This is a genomic window from Agrobacterium sp. CCNWLW155 (assembly GCF_036888815.1).
Classification (GTDB): Bacteria; Pseudomonadota; Alphaproteobacteria; order Rhizobiales; family Rhizobiaceae; genus Agrobacterium; species Agrobacterium radiobacter.
In genome coordinates, this window is sequence record NZ_JBAKFW010000001.1 from 840,733 (window position 1) to 861,179 (window position 20,447).

The window sequence follows — 20,447 nt, forward strand, 5'->3', positions numbered from 1 at the left end:
GCCAGCAAACAGCGAACATAATCAGACCAATTCACCCAAACGGCCGAACCGCATGGGCAAGGTCTTCCGCCGTCATGCCGTCACCCGCCCTGTGGCCCGCCTGCCCATGCAGCCAGACACCGGCCGCAGCCGCTTCGAAGGCGGGGGCTCCCTGCGCCAGCAGCGCACCGATGATACCGGCCAGCACATCACCTGATCCGGCCGTCGCAAGGCTCGCCGGCGCATTGGTGTTGACCAGCGCCCGGCCATCAGGTGCGGCAATCACCGTGTCTGCGCCTTTATAGATCAGCACAGCGCCGCTGCGCGCCGAGGCGGCCTGCGCCTTCTCGATCTTGCTCAGCGTCCCGTCGGCGGCAAGATCGGGAAACAAACGCGCAAACTCGCCCTCATGCGGCGTCAGCACGAATTTTCCCGCGCCTGAAGTGACGCGCTCGAACAAGGTCTCCGCATAATCCTTGAAAGCCGTGATCGCATCGGCATCCAGCACAGCCGCCCTGTCTCCAAGCAGGGACACGAATTGCCGCGCCTTTTCCAGATCGCCGAAACCGGGACCGAGAACGAAGGCTCCATGACGCCGGTCGTCCAGCCAGAGCCGCAGATCATCGGCATCGTCCATCGGCGCATTCATCACGGCCGTCAGCGTCACGGACAGCACGTCGAGCGCCCGCCTCGGAGCGGCGACAGTGACGATACCCGCCCCTGCCTTCAGCGCCGCAAGCGCCGTCATGCGGCTTGCACCCGTCGCATGGGCCGGGCCGGAAAAGACGGTCAGATGGCCGCGGCGGAATTTATGCGTCTCGATATCGCTCGCGGGCAAGGCATCACGCCAGACCAGCGGATGGTTTTCCGCAACCGGGCCTGCGTGATCGGTGAGGATGCGGGAGGGAATGCCAATATCGAACACCTCGAGCGCCCCGCAAAGCTCCCGCCCCGGCATCAGCAGATGACCCGGCTTGCGCGCCATGAAGGTCACCGTCCGTTCGGCCCTGAACGAGGCACCAAGCGGCACGCCCCGCCGGCCGCAGAGACCGGAGGGCAGATCGACGGCGAGAACCGGCACCTTCGCGCTGGTCACCACCTCGATTATCCGCGCAAGTTCCCGAGGAATATCGCGGGACAACCCGGCCCCGAAGACTGCGTCAATCACCACGTCGCCGGCAAGAGGCGCATAGTCGCCAAGCGGCAGCGGCGCCATCCCGCTGCGCTCGAAAGCCATCCGCGCATCGCCCCTGAGCGTACCGGCATCACCGAGATGATGAACCACAACGACCGCGCCGCTTTCCACAAGCGCCCGCGCCGCCACGTAACCATCACCGCCATTGTTGCCGCCGCCGCAAAGCACGACGAAACGCAGCGCCTGCGGATAGTGGCGAAGCGCTGAGGCGGCAACCGCCTGCCCCGCCCGCTCCATCAGATCATAAAGCGGAATGCCGGATTGACCGGCCGCCGCATCGATGCGGGCCATAACAGACGGGTCAAAAAGGGAGAGGTCAGAGAGGGATGTCATGCCTCAATCATCCCTTCAAAACGCCGGAAAGGCAATCGATACAAAAATAAGCAGATAGCCAAGTCCAAATAATAATCAAATGCATAAAATATAAACAAACCAACTTCATCACACCCGCGCATTCTCAAATATTCAAACCATCTAAAATAATAAGAATTGGCAGAAATGCTGATGGATTTTTCGGGTTCCCGAGAGAAATTGGCTGGAAAACCGCCAAAACCGAATGCATTTTGTGTCGGAAGGCCGGGGGATCGAAGTTTTTTCTTCAAGCCCGCTTCCGATCTGGCACAATACGTGCATTCTTGTGGCAGAGCGGGAATAACCTGCTTTAACGGGAGAAGCGGAGAGATATTTTCTCATGAAAAAGATCGAAGCGATCATTAAGCCTTTCAAGCTCGATGAAGTGAAGGAAGCCCTTCAGGAAGTCGGACTTCAGGGCATCACGGTCACGGAAGCAAAAGGCTTTGGTCGTCAGAAGGGCCACACGGAACTCTACCGCGGTGCAGAGTACGTTGTGGACTTTTTGCCGAAAGTGAAAGTCGAAGTCGTATTGGCGGACGAGAACGCGGAAGCCGTCATCGAGGCGATCCGCAATGCGGCGCAGACCGGACGTATCGGCGACGGAAAGATTTTCGTTTCCAATATCGAGGAAGTCATCCGCATCCGTACCGGTGAAACAGGCGTGGACGCCATATAATCAAGAACGTCCCGAGCCGGGGAGGCTTGGGTTTTCACCTCGTCATCATCACACTCAAGGAAAACGTTTAAATGACGACCGCAAACGATATCTTGAAGCAGATCAAGGATAACGACATCAAGTTCGTGGACCTGCGCTTTACCGACCCCAAGGGCAAGCTGCAGCACGTCACCATGGATGTTGTCTGTGTGGACGAAGACATGTTCGCCGACGGCGTCATGTTCGACGGCTCCTCGATCGCCGGCTGGAAGGCCATCAACGAGTCCGACATGGTGCTGATGCCCGATCCGGCCACCGCCCATATCGACCCGTTCTTCGCCCAGTCCACCCTGGTCGTCCTTTGCGACATTCTCGACCCGGTCTCGGGCGAAGCCTATAACCGCGACCCGCGCGGCACCGCCAAGAAGGCCGAAGCCTACCTCAAGGCCTCGGGCATCGGCGACACCGTCTTCGTCGGCCCGGAGCCCGAATTTTTCGTCTTCGACGACGTGAAGTACAAGGCAGACCCCTATAACACCGGCTTCAAGCTCGACTCGTCCGAACTGCCGTCCAACGGAGACACGGATTATGAAACCGGCAACCTCGGCCACCGTCCGCGCGTCAAGGGCGGTTATTTCCCGGTTCCGCCGATCGACAGCCTGCAGGACATGCGCTCCGAAATGCTGACGGTTCTGGCCGAAATGGGCGTCGTCGTTGAAAAGCACCACCACGAAGTGGCTGCCGCACAGCACGAGCTGGGCGTGAAGTTCGACACGCTGGTTTCCAGCGCCGACAAGATGCAGATCTACAAGTACGTCGTGCATCAGGTCGCCAATGCCTATGGCAAGACGGCAACCTTCATGCCGAAGCCGATCTTCGGCGATAACGGCTCGGGCATGCACGTTCACCAGTCGATCTGGAAGGGCGGCAAGCCGACCTTCGCAGGCGACGAATATGCCGGCCTCTCCGAGAACTGCCTCTATTACATCGGCGGCATCATCAAGCACGCCAAGGCCATCAACGCCTTCACCAATCCCACCACCAACTCCTACAAGCGTCTGGTGCCGGGTTATGAAGCGCCGGTTCTGCTCGCCTATTCCGCGCGCAACCGTTCCGCATCCTGCCGTATTCCCTTCGGCTCCAACCCGAAGGCAAAACGCGTCGAAGTCCGCTTCCCGGACCCGACCCAGAACCCCTATCTCGGTTTTGCGGCCATGCTGATGGCCGGCCTCGACGGCATCAAGAACAAGATCCACCCCGGCAAGCCGATGGACAAGGACCTTTACGACCTTCCTGCAAAGGAACTGAAGAAGATCCCGACCGTCTGCGGCTCGCTGCGCGAAGCTCTCGAAAGCCTCGACAAGGATCGCAAGTTCCTGACCGCCGGCGGCGTGTTCGACGACGACCAGATCGACTCGTTCATCGAGCTGAAGATGCAGGAAGTCATGCGTTTCGAAATGACCCCGCATCCGGTCGAATTCGACATGTACTACTCGGCCTGATCGGCCTTTCGAGCGCTCCCTCGGGGGCGCTCGATCCATTTCGGCGGTTTTCCCCGGAAAGCCGCCGTTTTCTTTTGAAGCCCAGCCATGTCGCGAAGAATGTCGAACAAGCCAGCCACTCAGCAAACGCGCCTTACGGACTGGCTCATCTTTCTGGCGGTGCCGTTCTTTTTCTCCAGCAACGTCATTTTCGGTCGCGGCGTCGTCGGTGAGGTATCGCCCTTCATCGCCGCCTTCATCCGCTGGATCGGATCGACCCTCATCATCGCGCCCTTCATGATCGCCGACTGGCGCAACTGCCTTGCCTTCCTGAGGCGCAAAACGCTTCTCTGGCTCGTTCTCGGCATTCTCGGCATGGGCATCTGCGGCGGCGTGGTCTATTGGGGCCTCACCATGACCACGGCCGCCAACGGCACGCTGATCTACACGACATCGTCGCTGTTCATCATCCTGTTCCAGCGCATCTTTCAGGGCCGCCCCATCAGAAAGCTTGAGGTGGCAGGCATGATCATCGCCTTTGCCGGCGTGGCGGCCATCGTGCTCAAGGGCGATATCGCAGCTCTCCGGCACATGAACTTCAACATCGGCGATTTCGCCATACTGACGGCGGCCATCGCCTTTGCCGTCTATTCGCTGCTGCTGCGCGAGCCGGCGGCGCGGCAGATGGCGTCCTTCAGCCTTTTTGGTCTGATCGCGCTTTCCGGCGCGCTGGTGCTTCTGCCGCCGGCGGCGCTGGAACTGGCGCAGGGCGGCATGCTGCCCGCTACGCCAATGGCATGGGCGAAGATCGGCGGCATCATCCTGTTCGCTTCGCTGCTTGCCTTTTATTGCTTCACCCATACGGTGCGCGTCTTCGGCCCCGCCACGGCCGGCATCACGCTTTACATGATGCCGCCCGTCTCGATCCTGATGGCCACGCTGTTCCTCGGGGAGACGTTCGAGACCTACCACGCCATCGGCATCGTGCTGGTCACCGGCGGCATCATCATCGCCACCGCGCCGCTCGGCCGCGGAGCCTGAGCCCATATAGAGAGAAAGGGCCGGGATACCCCCTAGCCCTTGATATTTTGCGTTCCGCACCCAACTATTAGTGGGAAAGGAAGTTCATGCCATGAAACAAAGAGACGCAAAATTCACGCTTGGCGAGATCGTCCGCCACAAGGTGTTTCCGTTCCGCGGTGTGGTCATCGACGTCGACCCGGAATATGCCAATACCGAGGAATGGTGGAACGCCATTCCCGCGGAAATCAGGCCGGATCGCGACCAGCCCTTCTATCATCTTCTGGCCGAAAACGAGGAGACGGAATATGTCGCCTATGTTTCCGAGCAGAACCTCGTCCACGACGAAAACGAGACGCCGCTCCGAAACCCCAATATCGGCCGCATCTTCGACAAGGCGCCGAACGGCGAATGGCGCCCGAAAATGTCAACGGCGCATTGACGCCCGCCAACCATCTCCCCACCCTCCCAGGGACATAAAAAAACCGGTCTGTCGCCAGACCGGTTTTCTGTTTTTAGCGCTTACGCTGCAATCAGGGCTTCGGAGCGCCCTTGGCGGCATCCTGAGCGGCTTCCAGCTTCTTGCGAGCCTCTTCAGCCTTCTTCTGCATGCCTTCCTGCAGGCTGCGCTGGCTTTCGGCCAGCTGCGACTGGGTGATCGCCGGGCCGTCAAAGGCGCCGGTGAAGCCGGAGAGCGCGATCTTGATGGGGTTCGGCGCGCGGCGGAAGTTGATGGAGGTGAAGACCACCTCGCTACCCTTCTTCAGGGAAGCGATCATGGCGTCCGTCAGCGGAACTTCGGCCGTGCACTTGTCGGGAAGGCATACGGCGTAATCGAGCTTCTGACCCTTGCCGCCGTCGATCTGCATCATCACACCAGGAGGAATGAGACGCGCGGTCGGAACCGAAACCTGCAGCAGCTTGCGGTTGACCTTGCCTTCAACGGTGATGAGGCCGACAGCGGTGATCATCTGGCCGTTCTGGGCGAGAACCACGTTCTGCACGACGCAGACATCGTTGTCTTCCTGCTTGGAGCAGGTCTTGAACCAGCCGAGCGGCGGAGCGCCGGCGCCCTGAGCGGCGGGAGCAGCATCCTGTGCCTGCGAGATGGCCGGAGCGGAAACCGCGCCCAGAGAGAGGACCAGAGCGGACAGAGCCGTCCGGGTGAATGTGTTTGCCTTTTGCATCATAAGAGTTCCGTCTCCTGAATGTCTGCCAGAACAGAACCGTTAAGGCCCTGTTCGTCGATGGCGGTATCCTTCTGCCCGTTCAACTGTCGTTTAAATGAGGCAAATGCGTGACCCGTCTCTTCCGGCCACCCTGTTACATGCCGATCGCGGCGATATCCAGCACTTCTTTAACTTTTTCTTGAGCTGACCCAAGATTTCCCGCGCTTGGATGGGTCGCACCATGTCCGTGTGCTACATATCTGCCAGAATCATGATGATAAACGGTCGTGACGCACATCGGACGGACAGTTGAGACAGGACAGTGACATGCGCAACCTTGCGGCCCTCATCCCCGCATTGTTCCTTTTGGGATCATCCCTGCTTCCCGCCGGGAACGCCCTGGCGCAGCCGCTGCATGGCATTTCCATGCACGGCACGCCGGAGCTCCCCGCAGACTTCAGGCACCTTCCTTATGTCAATCCGGATGTGAAGAAAGGCGGCCGCATCTCCTATGGCGTCGTCGGCACCTTCGACAGCCTCAATCCCTTCGTTCTCAAGGGAATGCGCACCACGGCGCGCGGCGTCTGGGACCCGGAATTCGGCAATCTTCTCTACGAACCCCTGATGCTGCGCTCCAGCGATGAGCCTTTCAGCCTTTACGGCCTGCTGGCCGAAACAGTGGAGTGGGATGAGGAGCGAAGCTTCGTCCAGTTCAACATCAACCCGAAGGCAAAATGGTCCGACGGCGAGCCGGTGACCGCAGATGACGTGATCTTCACCTTCAATCTTCTGAAGGAAAAAGGCCGCCCGCCCTTCAACAGCCGTCTGGACGGTGTGGCGAAGCTGGAAAAGATCGGTGATCGCAGCGTGCGTTTCACCTTCAACGACAAGGCCAACCGCGAAACGCCGCTCATTCTCGCCTCCTCCACCCCGATCCTGCCAAAACATGCGATCGATCCGGAAAAATTCGAACAGGCGGGCCTCGGCGCAGTCGTCGGCTCGGGTCCATACCGAATCAAGACCCTGCGGCCGGGCGAACGAATCATCTGGGAGCGCAATCCGGATTATTGGGGCAAGGACATTCCGGGCAAGGTCGGCTTCGACAATTACGACGAGATCAGCGTGACCTATTTCCTGCAGGTCACCACCATGTTCGAGGCCTTCAAGAAGGGCGATATCGACATCTATCCCGAAGGCGACGCCATCAACGGCACCTCCGACACCTCCCATTGGGGACAGGCTTACAATTTCCCCGCCGTCCATCGCGGCGACATCGTCAAGGACGTCTTCCAGCCGCGCCTGCCGACAGGCATGTTCGGTCTCGTCTTCAACACCCGCCGCGCCGTCTTCGCCGACGAGAAGGTGCGCGAAGGCCTTACCTACGCGTTCGATTTCGAGTGGATGAACAGAAACATTCTCGGCGGCTCCTTCAAGCGCACACAGAGTTACTGGCAGAATTCGCCGCTCGGCGCCTATGGCAATGCCGCGGACGAACGCGAGCTGGCGCTGCTCGGCGACGCGGCTAAGACCATGCCTCCGCAGCTACTGGCCGGCACCTATGCCTTGCCGACCACCGACGCCACCGGTGCGGACCGCAAGGTCCTTAAAATGGCCGTCGACAAGCTGAAAGAGGCCGGATACAGCATCAGGAACGGCAGGATGTCCGACGCCAACGGCCGCCAGCTCGCCTTCGAGATCATGACACAGAACCCCGCTCAGGAGCGCATCGCGCTTGCCTATCAGCGTTCTCTCAATCTGATCGGCGTCGCCATGGGCATCCGCTCGGTCGATGACGGGCAATATCAGGCCCGCTCGAACAGCTTCGATTACGACATGATCATCCGCTCCCTGCCGTCGTCGCTTTCGCCGGGCATGGAGCAGCTCAACCGCTGGAATTCGCTCTCACGCGATGCGCAGGGCAGCTTCAACTATGCGGGTGCCGCCAATCCCGATATTGACCGGATGATCGAAGCGCTGCTGCAGGCGCGCTCGACGGAAGATTTCCAGGCCGCCGTACGCGCCTATGACCGCCTTCTGGTGGCCGGCCACTACATCATTCCGCTCTATTATATCGGTGCGCAATGGGTTGCGCGCTGGAAATATATCGACCGCCCGGATATGACCCCGATATCAGGCAATCAGAAACAGACCTGGTGGGATGCGCGGGCGCAGTAACCCGCCCCTGCCCGGTCCAGGACAAGGGAAGATAAAGCCATGGAACGCATCGTTATCGACGTCGTATCGGATATGGTCTGCCCCTGGTGTTATCTCGGCAAGGCAAGGCTCGATCTTGCCATAGCCGAGGTGCAGGATGAAATCAGCGTCGACGTGAACTGGCGTCCCTATCGCCTCAACCCCGACTATCCGCCTGAAGGCGTCGACCAGAAAGCAGCTCTCGAGGAAAAACTCGGCAAGGAGCGTCTGGAACAGGCCCATGCCACGCTGGTGCAGCTCGGCAAGGACGTCGGCATCCATTACGATTTTGATGCGATCAAGATCGGCCCGAACACACTCGACGCGCACCGCCTGTCGCTCTGGGCGCATTCCGAAGGCCGAGATATCCAGGAGAAGGTGGTGACCGGGCTGTTCAAGGCCAATTTCGAAGAAGGCCGCAATATCGGCGACCACGCCGTGTTGATCGATGTAGCCGAAAAGGCGGGCATGGACGCGCAGGTGGTGGCACGGCTTCTCGCCTCGGACGCGGACAAGGACACGGTCATCGCTGAAATTGATGCGGCGCAGCAGATGGGCGTGGCCGGCGTACCCTTCTTCATCATCGACCAGAAATACGCCATAAGCGGTGCACAAACGCCAGATGTCCTGATTGCTGCATTGCGGGATATTGCAAAAATCAAGGCGGACGAGCATAGATCGATGAACTGACGGCCAAACCACCGGCGGTTTTCTGCAACTCGATTTTCCCCCGGTGTTTCCGTGTCCGACCAGACCCTGAAAGGCATTCTGCTCGCCTTTGCCGCCTTCGCTGCCTACGCCTGGAGCGATGCCAGCGTTAAACTTATAGAAGGCCAGATTTCGCCGATCGAATCGGCCTTCTTCGGCGCCCTGTTCGGGCTCGTCGCCCTGCCCTTCATCCGCAAGCGCAATGATCGCTGGGTGGATGTGGTGAAGACGACGAACCGTCCTTTGTGGATCATCCGTTTTTTTGCCGCCGGCACCGGTGCTGTCGGCAGCGTGACCGCCTTTACCCATCTTTCCATGGCCGAAGCCTTTGCGCTGATCTTCCTTTTGCCCTCCTTCGTCACCATCATGTCGGTGGTATTTCTGAAGGAACAGGTGGGCATCCGTCGCTGGTCCGCAGTCATCATCGGTTTCCTCGGCGTACTGGTCATCCTGCGGCCGGGCTTCCGTGAACTGGGCATCGGCCATCTCGGCGCCATCATCGGCGGCTTCAGCGGCGCGCTCAGCATCGTCATCTTCCGCGCCATGGGCCCGTCGGAAAAGAATGTCTCGCTTTATGGGGCGGGTGTGCTGGGCTGTCTCACCATCAGCGGCGTCGCCATGGTGCCCACCTTTGTCATGCCGGGAGGCGAGCAATGGCTGCTGCTGGCGGGATATGGCCTGCTCGGCGCACTTGGCAACGTGCTGGTCATGTATGCCGCCCAATATGCGCCCGCCGCCATGATTGGCCCGACGCAATATAGCCAGATGCTCTGGGCCATCCTTTTCGGTTATCTGATTTTCGGCGACCGTATCGATGGCTGGATGCTCTTCGGCATCGCCCTCATCGTCGGCTCCGGCCTATTGACGCTGATCCGCGAGAAGCAGAGAAAAGTGCCGCTGCCCGCCTCGATCGCCGCAACCGATCAGAACGTGGCCGTCGGCATCACACCGGAAGACGAGACTTAGGTCACAAGAATACGGAACTACCGGCGACTGTTCCTGCCGCCGGCGCTCTCAGCTGTCAGTCGCAAACCCTGACCCGATACATGTCGCCCCAGGCATTCTGTCGCCAGGCAACGTGGCAGCGCGGATAGACGGGTTCATACGCGACCGGCGGGCCATAAACAGGCGCAGCGTAGACGGGAGGACCGTAAGCCGGACCATAGGCCGGAGCGTAGGCGTAACCCGGGTGTCTTGCACCCGCAATCAGCGCTCCGCCAATGATCGTGCCGGCAATGCCGGCCGCAAGGCCGCGGCCGAAATTATTGCGCGCTTCCGCCTGGCTGGTGGTGGCAATTGTGGTGCCCGCAATTGTCAAAGCAACCAGACCAGCGGTGGCAAACCTGTTGATGTTGGTCCACATCGTCCTGCTCCTTCATGACCCGGCGGCATCTACAGATCCGCCGCACCGGGTATGAAATGGAGATTACGCCCGCGAAAACTACCGGCACATGTCCGTTTAGTTACATCGCTGTAATGTGGACGTCGGCCCCCACCTGCGGACGTCATGGTCAGGAACGCGCCAGTTCCGCAAGCTGCGTCATGACCATCGCCGCACCCGTCAACCGCTTTTCAGGCGTGGGCAGATCGCGGGTGAGGAACAGGCTGTGATCCGGCCGGATCTTCGCCATCGTGCCCTGTTTGCCGATATAGCCAACAAGCGCTGCCGGATTGGGGAATTCCTTGTTGCGGAACTGCACCACGACGCCCTTCGGCCCGGCATCCAGCTTCTCGACATTGGCGATACGGCAGAGCGACTTGATGTAGACGATCTTGAGCAGGTGCTGAACCTCTTTCGGCAAGGGGCCGAAACGATCGATCATTTCCGCGCCAAAACCGTCGATCTCGCTGATGTCAGCAAGCTCGCCGAGACGGCGGTAAAGGCCCATGCGCAGATGCAGATCGGGAACATAATCCTCCGGGATCATAACGGAGGTGCCGACCGAGATTTGCGGCGACCAGCCGCTATCCTGCACCTGTTCGTCGCCCTTCACTTCGGCAACCGCCTCTTCCAGCATCTGCTGGTAAAGCTCGAAGCCGACTTCCTTGATATGGCCGGACTGTTCTTCGCCGAGCAGATTGCCTGCGCCGCGAATATCGAGGTCGTGGCTCGCCAGCTGGAAACCGGCGCCGAGCGTGTCGAGCGATTGCAGCACCTTCAGCCGCCGCTCCGCCATCGTCGTCAGCACCTTGTTGACCGGCAGGGTGAAGAGCGCAAAGGCACGCACCTTTGAACGACCGACACGACCACGCAGCTGGTAAAGCTGGGCAAGACCGAACATGTCGGCACGGTGCACGATCAGCGTATTGGCGGTCGGCACGTCGAGGCCGGATTCGACGATGGTGGTCGAAAGCAACACGTCATATTTGCCGTCGTAAAAGGCGTTCATGATGTCTTCGAGTTCGCCTGCCGGCATCTGCCCATGCGCCACCGCCACCTTCAGCTCCGGCACATCCGATTGCAGGAAGGCATGGATATCCGCAAGATCGGCAAGCCGCGGGCAAACATAGAAACTCTGGCCGCCACGATAATGCTCACGCATCAGCGTTTCGCGGATGACAAGCGGATCAAAGGGCGAAATGAAGGTGCGCACCGCCATGCGGTCCACCGGCGGCGTGGTGATGAGCGACAGTTCGCGCACGCCCGTCATGGCCAGCTGCAGGGTGCGCGGAATGGGCGTCGCAGAGAGCGTCAGCACATGCACGTCGCTCTTCAGTTCCTTCAGCCGCTCCTTGTGCTTCACCCCGAAATGCTGCTCTTCGTCGATGATGAGCAGGCCGAGATTGGCGAAGTTGATACCTGCGCCCAGCAGCGCATGGGTGCCGACGACGATATCGGTCTTGCCATCAGCCACTTCCTTTTTCGTCAGCGTCAATTCCTTGGAGCCGACAAGGCGCGACGCCTGCTGCACCCGGATCGGCAGGCCGCGGAAACGTTCGGAGAAAGTGCGGAAATGCTGGCGAGAGAGCAAAGTGGTCGGCACCACCACCGCCACCTGAACGCCGTTCATGGCGGCGAGGAAGGCGGCGCGCAGCGCCACTTCGGTCTTGCCGAAACCGACATCGCCGCAGATAAGGCGATCCATCGGCCGGCCTGCACCCAGATCCTCGCGGACCGCCTCGATGGCGTTCAGCTGGTCCTCAGTCTCGTCATAGGGGAAACGGGCGGCAAACTCGTCGTAAAGCCCATCGGGTGCCGCCAGAACCGGCGCGTGCCGCACCAGACGCGCGGCCGCGATGCGGATAAGCTCGTCGGCCATGTCGAGCAGGCGCTTCTTGAGCTTGGCCTTGCGCATCTGCCATGCGCCGCCACCCAGCTTGTCAAGCGTGGCTTCCGCCGCATCGGAGCCGTAACGGGAAAGAAGATCGATGTTTTCAACCGGCAGGAACAGCTTTGCATCGTCGGCATAATGCAGTTCCAGGCAGGCGCGCGGCGCACCCGCTGCCTCGATTGTCCGCAGGCCGACAAAGCGGCCGATACCATGTTCGGCATGGACGACCAGCGAGCCTTCGTCCAGCCCCGCCACTTCCGAGATGAAATCCGCACCGCGCTTGCGGCGTTTCGAACGCCGCACCATGCGGTCGCCGAGAATATCCTGCTCGCCGATGACCGCGAGCGTCCCGGTTTCGAAACCCGCCTCAAGGCTCAGCACCGCCGAGGCCGCCTCGCCCTTGCCGAGCTTTTCCACCTCTTTCAACGAGGCGACCGGCTTGATCTTCTCAAGCCCGTGCTCGTTCAGCACCTGCAGCAGTCGGTCGAGCGAACCTTCCGACCAGCCTGTTATCAGCACCTTCCAGCCCTTGGCGCGGCGCTCGGCAATATGCTTCACCGCCAGATCGAAAACATTGACCCGTTCTTCGCTCTCGCCTTCGGTTGGCGGACGCGCCCAGCGCGGCCCGACATGGGCGTCGAGCGTGGCGACCGGGCGGCCTTCGCTATCCTGCTCGTTGAAGGGTGTCAGACGCACCGCATTGACGGCGACCAGTGCGGCATCGAAACTCTTGCCGTCGAGATAGAGCTGGCCGGGCGAAACCGGCTTGTAGGGCGCACCCTGCGTCGATCCCTTGGTTTCACCGGAGCTGCGGCGCGCATCGTAATAATCGAGCACCAGCTTGGAGCGCTCTTTTGCCGCCTCCCGCGCCGTGTGATCGGTGACGATGCGGAAACCCTCGAGATAATCGAAGGCGGTTTCCAGCTTCTCGTAAAACAACGGCAGCCAGTGCTCCATGCCGGCATAACGGCGGCCTTCAGAGACGGCCTGATAAAGCGCGTCGTCACGCGTCGCGGCACCGAACAGCGACAGGTAATTCTTGCGGAAACGGCTGATCGTATCCGGCGTCAGCGTCACTTCGCTCATCGGATTCAGATCGAGCGAGCGCGCCTGGCCGATGGTGCGCTGGCTGGCCGGATCGAAGGTGCGGATGCTTTCCAGCGTGTCGCCGAAGAAATCGAGCCGCACCGGCTCTTCCGTGCCCGGCACGAAGACATCGAGAATGCCGCCGCGCACGGCGAATTCACCGACTTCGCGCACCGTCGCCACACGGTCGAAACCGTTGCGCTCCAGCCGTGCGGCGATGTCGTCCATGCGGATCTGGTTGCCGGGCTTCGCCGAAAAGCCGAGGCTCTCGATAATGTCGCGCGGCGCCATCTTCTGCAGCATGGCGTTGACGGTGACCAGCACGATGGCCGGATGCGGTTTCCTGGCGTGGCTGATGAGACCGGAGAGCGCCGCCAGCCGGCGCGCCGAGGTGTCGGCGCTCGGTGACACGCGGTCATAGGGAAGGCAGTCCCAGGCCGGCAGCGTCATGACCGGAATGTCAGGCGCGACGAAACCGAGGATCTGTTCGAGATCGGCAACCCGCTGGCCATCCGACATGACATAGGCGACCGATGTCCCCGCCCGCGCCATATCGGCCAGAAGCAGGGCTTCCATGCCGGAGGGCACATTTCCGATGGTCAGCGGCGTATCTGCCGACGCCACCAGCTTTGCATCGAATCCGGCTATCATGTTTCAGGCCTTCAGGGTTTCGGCGGTGACGAGATCAAAATCGGGACGGTAGGAGGCGATCTTTTCAAACAGCGGTGTCTGGAATTTTTCCGGTATGGCAAGGGCACCCGTCACCATCTTGACGAGGTCGTTATCCTCTTCCGCCATGATGATCTCAAGCTCATCGAGCTGATCATCGGAAAGCCCGGCAATATTGTCTTCCGCAAATTGCCCGAGCACCAGATCCATCTCGCGAATGCCCCGGTGCCAGCAGCGGTAAAGTATCCGCCGGCGTCTCGGATCGAGGTCGGCACTCGTGCGCACCAGTCCAGTCATCGCATTCACCTTTCGGTTGGCTATTCAACAGGATGTTGACTGCGACCTCCTATAGAACAGGAGGCGAACGCTTGGGAACCGGTTTTTATCGAAATAATGCCACGACGGCTAAAAACTGCCGGTGATAACCCGCCTTTGTGACCTGCGAAGTCTTGCATAAGCCGTGCCCTTCCCCGATTTTGCTGACCATGCGCCCGGCCATTCTCGATCCGCTGTTTGCTTCCGTCTCCACCCTTGCCGGTGTAGGGCCGAAGCTTGCCGACCTTCTGGCCAAACTCCTGAGCCGGGAAAATGCCGAAGACACCCGCGTGATTGATCTCCTGTTCCACGCGCCATCGAACGTCATCGACCGCCGAAACCGCCCCGGCATCGCGCTGGCCGCGCCCGGCGCCATTGTCACCATTCAGGGACGCGTGGACCGCCACCAGCCGCCACCGCCGGGAAACCGCTCCGCGCCCTATCGCGTCTTCCTGCATGACGAGACCGGCGAACTGGCGCTGACCTTCTTCCGCGCCAAGGGCGACTGGCTGTCCAAGGCGCTGCCCGTCGATGAGGAGGTTCTCGTCAGCGGCAAGGTGGACTGGTTCAATGGCCGCGCCTCCATGGTGCATCCGGATTTCATGGTGAAGATTTCCGAAGCCGAAAACCTGCCTTTGGTGGAAGCCGTTTACCCCATGACCGCCGGTCTATCGCCCAAGGTGCTGCGGCGGGCAATCGAAGGCGGGCTGTCGAAGCTGCCGGTCTTTCCGGAATGGATCGATGAAACGCTGAAAACCCGTCAGGGCTTCGGTGATGTCGCTTCTAGCTTCCGTGAATTGCACGACCCGCGCGACAGCGCCGATATCGAGCCGCAGGCTCCGGCGCGCAGGCGGCTTGCCTATGATGAGTTCCTTGCCGGGCAGCTGTCACTGGCGCTGGTGCGCCAGCGGCTGCGCAAGGTGGCTGGCCAGCCAGTCCGCGCCAGGGGTGATGTCGCCGCGAAAATCCTCTCGCAACTGCCCTTCTCGCTGACACCGAGCCAGAGCGCTGCGGTGAAGGATATTCTGACTGACATGGCCGGCGAAGACCGCATGCTTCGCCTGCTGCAGGGCGATGTCGGCGCAGGCAAGACGCTGGTGGCGCTGATGGCGATGGCAACGGCCGTGGAGGCCGGCGGACAGGCCGTGCTGATGGCCCCGACCGAAATTCTCGCCCGGCAGCACTACGCCACCATTTCCAAACTCGCTCAGGCAGCGGGTATTACCGTCGAAGTGCTGACCGGCCGCACCAAGGGCAAGGAGCGGCGCGAGATCGAGGAGCGCGTCGCATCAGGTGAAGCGCAGATCGTCATCGGCACCCATGCGCTGTTTCAGGACAGCGTGAGTTACAAGAACCTCGTGCTGGCCGTGGTGGATGAACAGCACCGTTTCGGCGTGCATCAACGCCTGCGCCTTACCGCCAAGGGCATCACGCCGCATATGCTTGTTATGACCGCCACCCCCATTCCGCGCACGCTGGTGCTGGCCGCCTTCGGCGATATGGATGTCTCCAAGCTCACCGAAAAGCCTGCCGGCCGCAAACCCATCCAGACGGTGACCATCCCCACGGAACGGATCGGCGATATCGTCGAGCGACTGCGTGCCGCGCTGAAGGAAGGCAAGAAGGCCTACTGGATTTGCCCGCTGGTGGAAGAAACGGAAGAATCCGACCTGATGTCGGCGGAGGAGCGGCATGCGGTTCTCTCGCAGATGCTGGGCGCGAATATCGGCCTCATCCATGGCCGCATGAGCGGCCCGGAGAAGGACGCCGCCATGCTCGCCTTCAAGAGCGGCGAAACCCGGCTGTTGGTGGCAACGACGGTGGTGGAAGTGGGCGTCGATGTGCCTGACGCGACGATCATGGTCATCGAACATGCCGAACGTTTCGGCCTTGCCCAGCTTCACCAGCTGCGCGGACGCGTGGGGCGCGGTGACGAGGCCTCCACCTGCATCCTGCTCTACAAAGGCCCGCTCAGCGAAAACGGCCGCGCCCGGCTTTCCATCCTGCGTGACAGCGAGGATGGCTTCCTGATCGCGGAAGAGGATTTGAAGCTGCGCGGCGAAGGCGAGTTGCTCGGCACCCGCCAGTCCGGCACGCCGGGATTCCGCATCGCCAGCCTGGAAGCCCACGCCGACCTTCTGGAAATCGCCCGCAAGGACGCGGCCTACGTCATCGAGCGCGACCCCGAACTGACGGGCCCGCGCGGCAATGCGCTGCGCACCCTGCTCTACCTGCACCGCCGCGACGAAGCGATCCGCTTCCTGCACGCCGGCTGAAAGTGACCTGTCATGAACATGATCGCCCCCCGCCGTCCACCACCCGCCTTCCGCAAGGGTTATGCGCTGTGCTCGCCGCAGAATATCCTGCAACCCGAGACATTTGCGAAGAGTGAGAAAAAGGCGATCGGCAAGGCGTTCAAGAAGCCCGGCCGCAAGAAAGCCTGGAGCGAGGCGCTGGAGGCAGGCTGGAGCGTGCGCCTGGTCTATATGCGGCTTTTCGTTCCCGTTTTCCACGCGACCAATGCGGGGACGGAAGTGGATGATCTGGATGACGAGGATTGATATGGTCCATTGAATGGACTAGTCTGCGGAGTGCCTTAATTCCTGGAGCAAGCCATGCAGATCTCTGTCACTGACGCAAAGGGCCAACTGACCGAATTGGTGCGCCGCGCCGAGGCGGGAGATGAAATCATTCTCACCCGGCATGGTCATGCAGCAGTGCTGCTTGTTCCGGTCGCTGCCGTAGCGGACAAGAAATCCCGCAGTGCCACGCTGGAAAAGGTGCGCAAGGCAGTCGCAAACAAAACCAATGATGGCCCCGATGCCGCGCATAGTCAGGATTTCCTCTATGACGAAAACGGCCTGCCTGAATGATCGTCATCGATACTTCAGCACTGATGGCGATCCTGCTAAACGAACCCAAAGCGGATGCTTGCGCGGCGGCGCTCGAAACGGACGAACCTCTCCTCATTTCCGCAGGCACCCTGGCAGAAGCGATGATCGTGGCGCAGCGCCGTGGACGCGGTCAGGAACTGGACATGCTGATCGAAGGACTCGTAGTTGAAATCAGGAATGTCACCCCGAAATCAGCACAAGGCATTTCCGAAGCCTATCGTATCTGGGGCAAAGGCATTCATCCCGCAGGGCTGAATTTCGGTGACTGTTTTGCCTACGAGTTGGCGAAAACCGAGGGCTGCCCTTTGCTTTATGTCGGCAACGACTTTTCGCAGACGGACATCCTCGGCGCTCTCTAACCGTCAAACCGGCGCGATCATCTTGGGCGGCGTGAAATCGGGCGCCACCAGACCGCCGGAAATCAGCAGTTTCGCCGCATCCTCCGGTGTCATCTCCAGCATCACGATCTTGTTTTTGGGCACGAAGAGCAGAAAACCTGCCGTCGGCACCGGTGTGGGCGGCAGGAAGACGGCGACCATCTGCTGGCCCATTTCGTTGAAACGGTGAGCAAGTTCGCCCTTGGCCTCGGAGGCGACGAAAACCATGGCCCAGGTCCCTGACGATGGAAACTCGATCAGGCCGACCTTTTTGAAGGAGTTCGAATGCTCTTTCAGGACGGATTCGAACAGCTGCTTGATGCTTTTGTAGATCGGCCGCACCAGCGGCATGCGATTAAGGATGGATTCGCCGACGCCGAAAATCCATTTGCCGATGAGGTTATTACCGAGAAAGCCGATGAGCGTGATGCCAATGACGGCGATCAGCAGGCCGAAACCGGGGATTGCCACATCGAAATATTGCTCGGGATCGTAACGGGCCGGAATATAGGGCTTCACCCAGCTATCCGCCCATTGCAGGAAACTCCACACCAGCCACATGGTGATGGTGACGGGCGCGAGGATCAGAACGCCCGTGAGGAAACTATTGCGCAGGCGGGCTGCGAATGAAATTTTGACTGGAATATCGGTCATTTACCGTTCGGAATTAAGCGTTGTCGCCATCGAAACCCGGATGAAAACCGACAATGCCGGATGGAGTTCCACCATGCAAGCGAAGAACTGTGAAATATTCGTCAGGAATCCCTTCCGCACTCACCCCTTCGACATGGCGAAAACCGAAGCGGCCGTAATAGGCGGGATCACCGACAACGACGCAGCCGGCAGCGCTCAGCCGCTCCAGTGCGGCAAGCCCTTCACGCGCCAGCCGCGAACCGACACCTTCTCCCTGCCTTTCCGGTGTCACGGAGAGCGGCGCGAGGCAGAACCAGCCGGTCTCGCCGCCCGACAGCGTCACCGGCGAGAAGCCGACATGGCCGATGACGCCTTCGCTGTCTTCCGCCACCAGTGAAACCGTCAGTGCGCCGGCATCCCGCAACCGCGCGACAATCAGCTGTTCTGTCCCGCTGCTGTGCTCGGCGTTACGGAAGGCATCTTCCGTAACGCGAGCGATCGCTTCCTCGTCGCCCTGCTGTTCCGGTCGGACAATCATTCCACCGTTACCGATTTCGCCAGATTGCGCGGCTGGTCCACATCCGTGCCCATGAAGACGGCGGTGTGATAGGCCAGCAGCTGGATCGGCAGCGAGAAAACCATCGGCGCGATCAGCTCATCGACATTGGGCAGCGTGATCGTCGCCATCGTGTCGAGCTTGGAAGCGGCAGCCCCCTTCTCGTCGGTGATGAAGATGATGCGGCCGCCGCGTGCAGCGACTTCCTGCATGTTCGAAACGGTCTTTTCGAAGAAGCGGTCATGCGGCGCGATGACGATGACGGGCATATTTTCGTCGATCAGCGCGATCGGCCCATGCTTCAGCTCGCCGGCGGCATAACCTTCGGCGTGGATATAGGAGATTTCCTTGAGCTTCAGCGCGCCTTCCAGCGCCAGCGGGAAGCTGGTGCCGCGGCCGAGATAAAGCACGTCCTTGAAACGCGACAGATCGCGTGACAGCGCTTCGATCTGCGGCTGGATACTGTTGAGAACCTTGCTCATGATGCGCGGCATCTCGGTAAGATGGCGAACCAGCTCGGTTTCCTGCTGAGGCGTGATGGTGCCTCGCGCTTTTCCGGCGGCAACGGCAAGCGAAGCGAGCACGGCAAGCTGGCAGGTGAAGGCCTTGGTGGAGGCCACGCCGATTTCAGGACCGGCGAGGATCGGGAAGATCGCATCGGATTCACGCGCCATGGTCGATTCACGCGTATTGACCACCGCGCCGATCTTCAGGCCCTCCTGCTGGCAATAACGCAAGGCCGCCAGCGTATCGGCAGTTTCCCCCGATTGCGAAATGAACAGCGCGGCCTGCGTGGGAACAAGCGGGATTTCGCGATAGCGGAATTCCGAGGCGACATCGATTTCCACCGGCAGACGCGCGTAACGTTCGAACCAGTATTTGCCGATCAGGCCGGACAGATAGGCCGTGCCGCAGGCGGAAATCGCAAGGCCGGAAAGCTTGGCGAAGTCGATTGCCGTGTCGGCCTGCTTCACGGTCTTGGAGGCGAAATCCACGTAATGGCTGAGCGCGTGGGAAATGACTTCCGGCTGCTCGTAGATTTCCTTTTCCATGAAGTGGCGATGGTTGCCCTTGTCGACCACGAAGGCCGTCGCCTGTGAAATCTGACGCTCGCGCTTCACCGGCTTGCCCGAGAAATCGATGATCTCAGCACCCTGGCGGGTCAAGATGGCACAATCGCCATCCACCAGATAGGTGATTTCGTTGGTGAAGGGCGACAGCGCGATGGCGTCGGAGCCGAGGAACATTTCGCCCCTACCGTAACCGACGGCAAGCGGCGGGCCGGAGCGCGCCGAAAGCAGCGTGTCGGGATCATCCTTGAACATCACCACCAGCGCATAGGCGCCTGTCACGCGGTTCAGCATCTTCAGCATCGCCTCGCGATGGCCAAGTCCTTCGCGAGTGTATTTCGCCAGAAGCTGCGCCACCACTTCGGTGTCGGTCTGGGTGGTGAAGGTTGCACCCTCGGCGCTCAGTTCGTCGCGCAATTCGGAGAAGTTTTCAATGATGCCGTTATGGACGACGGCAACGCCATCGACGAAATGCGGGTGGGCGTTGGTTTCGTTCGGAACGCCGTGGGTCGCCCAGCGGGTGTGTGCGATGCCAACGACACCAGGCAGCGGCTCTTCAGAGAGCCTTTTCTCCAGATTGAACAGCTTGCCTTCCGCACGGCGGCGGTCCATCGCGCCATTGTCGATGGTGGCGACACCCGCCGAATCGTAACCGCGATATTCGAGACGCTTCAGCGCATCGACAAGCCGTTCAGCAACGGGCTGGGTTCCGACAATTCCGACAATTCCGCACATATATTTCTCCAGACGGCGATCTCTTCGCCGAAACTACTAATCGTTTCCCTGAAATCGGCAATTACGCCGCCGGTCACTTTCGGTAT

General features: G+C 60.5%; 20 protein-coding genes. 11 read left to right on the forward strand and 9 right to left on the reverse strand.

What is annotated here, in order from left to right; all coding sequences use genetic code 11:
- Positions 1–31: 31 nt before the first annotated feature.
- The gene (locus tag V6S97_RS04225) at positions 32–1,507 is read right to left on the reverse strand and encodes an NAD(P)H-hydrate dehydratase (RefSeq protein ID WP_334426133.1); all 1,476 of its coding nucleotides are present in this window, start codon (positions 1,505–1,507) and stop codon (positions 32–34) included.
- Positions 1,504–1,776, reverse strand: coding sequence for a hypothetical protein (locus V6S97_RS04230; protein ID WP_077998371.1), 273 nt, complete (start codon positions 1,774–1,776; stop codon positions 1,504–1,506). Before V6S97_RS04230 ends, V6S97_RS04225 begins: the two co-directional genes overlap by 4 nt.
- Positions 1,777–1,865: 89 nt before the next feature.
- On the opposite strand from V6S97_RS04230, the gene V6S97_RS04235 reads away from it, so the two are divergent.
- The 4 genes from V6S97_RS04235 (at position 1,866) to hspQ (ending at position 5,126) form a co-directional block, all read left to right on the forward strand.
- Complete coding sequence (locus V6S97_RS04235; protein WP_003508042.1) at positions 1,866–2,204, forward strand: P-II family nitrogen regulator; 339 nt, start codon at positions 1,866–1,868, stop codon at positions 2,202–2,204.
- A gap of 71 nt (positions 2,205–2,275) precedes the next feature.
- The gene (gene glnA, locus V6S97_RS04240; RefSeq protein ID WP_334426134.1) at positions 2,276–3,685 is read left to right on the forward strand and encodes a type I glutamate--ammonia ligase; all 1,410 of its coding nucleotides are present in this window, start codon (positions 2,276–2,278) and stop codon (positions 3,683–3,685) included.
- Between the two features lie 99 nt (positions 3,686–3,784).
- The gene (locus V6S97_RS04245; RefSeq protein WP_334426135.1) at positions 3,785–4,705 is read left to right on the forward strand and encodes a DMT family transporter; all 921 of its coding nucleotides are present in this window, start codon (positions 3,785–3,787) and stop codon (positions 4,703–4,705) included.
- A gap of 91 nt (positions 4,706–4,796) precedes the next feature.
- Entirely contained in the window at positions 4,797–5,126 is a 330-nt protein-coding gene (gene hspQ, locus V6S97_RS04250; RefSeq protein WP_003508038.1) for a heat shock protein HspQ, read from the forward strand.
- 91 nt (positions 5,127–5,217) lie between these two features.
- On the opposite strand, the gene V6S97_RS04255 is transcribed toward hspQ, so the two are convergent.
- Positions 5,218–5,874: an invasion associated locus B family protein gene (locus V6S97_RS04255; protein ID WP_003508037.1), complete on the reverse strand. Its 657-nt coding sequence runs from the start codon at positions 5,872–5,874 to the stop codon at positions 5,218–5,220.
- A 306-nt stretch (positions 5,875–6,180) separates the two neighbouring features.
- Here V6S97_RS04255 and V6S97_RS04260 point away from each other — a divergent pair, with 306 nt between their 5' ends.
- From V6S97_RS04260 to V6S97_RS04270, 3 genes are read left to right on the forward strand one after another with little or no spacing between them, the layout of a single operon-like run.
- A complete protein-coding gene (locus tag V6S97_RS04260; RefSeq protein ID WP_020809529.1) occupies positions 6,181–8,028 on the forward strand; it encodes an extracellular solute-binding protein in 1,848 nt (615 codons plus the stop codon).
- Positions 8,029–8,067: 39 nt separating this feature from the next.
- Entirely contained in the window at positions 8,068–8,736 is a 669-nt protein-coding gene (locus tag V6S97_RS04265; protein WP_080866224.1) for a DsbA family oxidoreductase, read from the forward strand.
- A 51-nt stretch (positions 8,737–8,787) separates the two neighbouring features.
- Positions 8,788–9,720, forward strand: coding sequence for a DMT family transporter (locus V6S97_RS04270; RefSeq protein WP_175280437.1), 933 nt, complete (start codon positions 8,788–8,790; stop codon positions 9,718–9,720).
- 55 nt (positions 9,721–9,775) lie between these two features.
- On the opposite strand, the gene V6S97_RS04275 is transcribed toward V6S97_RS04270, so the two are convergent.
- The 3 genes from V6S97_RS04275 to V6S97_RS04285 all read right to left on the reverse strand — a co-directional run bounded on the left by V6S97_RS04275 (position 9,776) and on the right by V6S97_RS04285 (position 14,078).
- Positions 9,776–10,117, reverse strand: a complete 342-nt coding sequence (locus V6S97_RS04275; RefSeq protein ID WP_020809531.1) for a hypothetical protein — start codon at positions 10,115–10,117, stop codon at positions 9,776–9,778.
- A 148-nt stretch (positions 10,118–10,265) separates the two neighbouring features.
- Positions 10,266–13,763, reverse strand: a complete 3,498-nt coding sequence (gene mfd, locus V6S97_RS04280; protein WP_099085267.1) for a transcription-repair coupling factor — start codon at positions 13,761–13,763, stop codon at positions 10,266–10,268.
- 3 nt (positions 13,764–13,766) lie between these two features.
- On the reverse strand, positions 13,767–14,078 hold the full coding sequence (locus V6S97_RS04285) for an FAD assembly factor SdhE (protein WP_003508031.1): 312 nt from the start codon (positions 14,076–14,078) through the stop codon (positions 13,767–13,769).
- Positions 14,079–14,266: 188 nt separating this feature from the next.
- On the opposite strand from V6S97_RS04285, the gene recG reads away from it, so the two are divergent.
- From recG to V6S97_RS04305, 4 genes are read left to right on the forward strand one after another with little or no spacing between them, the layout of a single operon-like run.
- Positions 14,267–16,372 (forward strand): ATP-dependent DNA helicase RecG, encoded by a 2,106-nt coding sequence (recG, locus tag V6S97_RS04290; RefSeq protein WP_334426137.1) that lies wholly within the window; start codon positions 14,267–14,269, stop codon positions 16,370–16,372.
- A 12-nt stretch (positions 16,373–16,384) separates the two neighbouring features.
- A complete protein-coding gene (locus V6S97_RS04295; RefSeq protein WP_262513080.1) occupies positions 16,385–16,657 on the forward strand; it encodes a hypothetical protein in 273 nt (90 codons plus the stop codon).
- Between the two features lie 54 nt (positions 16,658–16,711).
- The gene (locus V6S97_RS04300; protein WP_003508026.1) at positions 16,712–16,969 is read left to right on the forward strand and encodes a type II toxin-antitoxin system Phd/YefM family antitoxin; all 258 of its coding nucleotides are present in this window, start codon (positions 16,712–16,714) and stop codon (positions 16,967–16,969) included.
- Positions 16,966–17,349 (forward strand): type II toxin-antitoxin system VapC family toxin, encoded by a 384-nt coding sequence (locus V6S97_RS04305; protein WP_003508024.1) that lies wholly within the window; start codon positions 16,966–16,968, stop codon positions 17,347–17,349. Before V6S97_RS04300 ends, V6S97_RS04305 begins: the two co-directional genes overlap by 4 nt.
- 3 nt (positions 17,350–17,352) lie before the next feature.
- Here the strand turns inward: V6S97_RS04305 and V6S97_RS04310 are convergent, their stop codons facing one another.
- From V6S97_RS04310 to glmS, 3 genes are read right to left on the reverse strand one after another with little or no spacing between them, the layout of a single operon-like run.
- Positions 17,353–18,021 (reverse strand): DUF502 domain-containing protein, encoded by a 669-nt coding sequence (locus V6S97_RS04310; RefSeq protein ID WP_334426140.1) that lies wholly within the window; start codon positions 18,019–18,021, stop codon positions 17,353–17,355.
- A gap of 13 nt (positions 18,022–18,034) precedes the next feature.
- Complete coding sequence (locus V6S97_RS04315) at positions 18,035–18,538, reverse strand: GNAT family N-acetyltransferase (RefSeq protein WP_334426141.1); 504 nt, start codon at positions 18,536–18,538, stop codon at positions 18,035–18,037.
- Positions 18,535–20,361, reverse strand: a complete 1,827-nt coding sequence (gene glmS / locus V6S97_RS04320; RefSeq protein WP_003508019.1) for a glutamine--fructose-6-phosphate transaminase (isomerizing) — start codon at positions 20,359–20,361, stop codon at positions 18,535–18,537. The genes V6S97_RS04315 and glmS overlap by 4 nt, the downstream gene beginning before the upstream one ends.
- Positions 20,362–20,447: the final 86 nt, after the last annotated feature.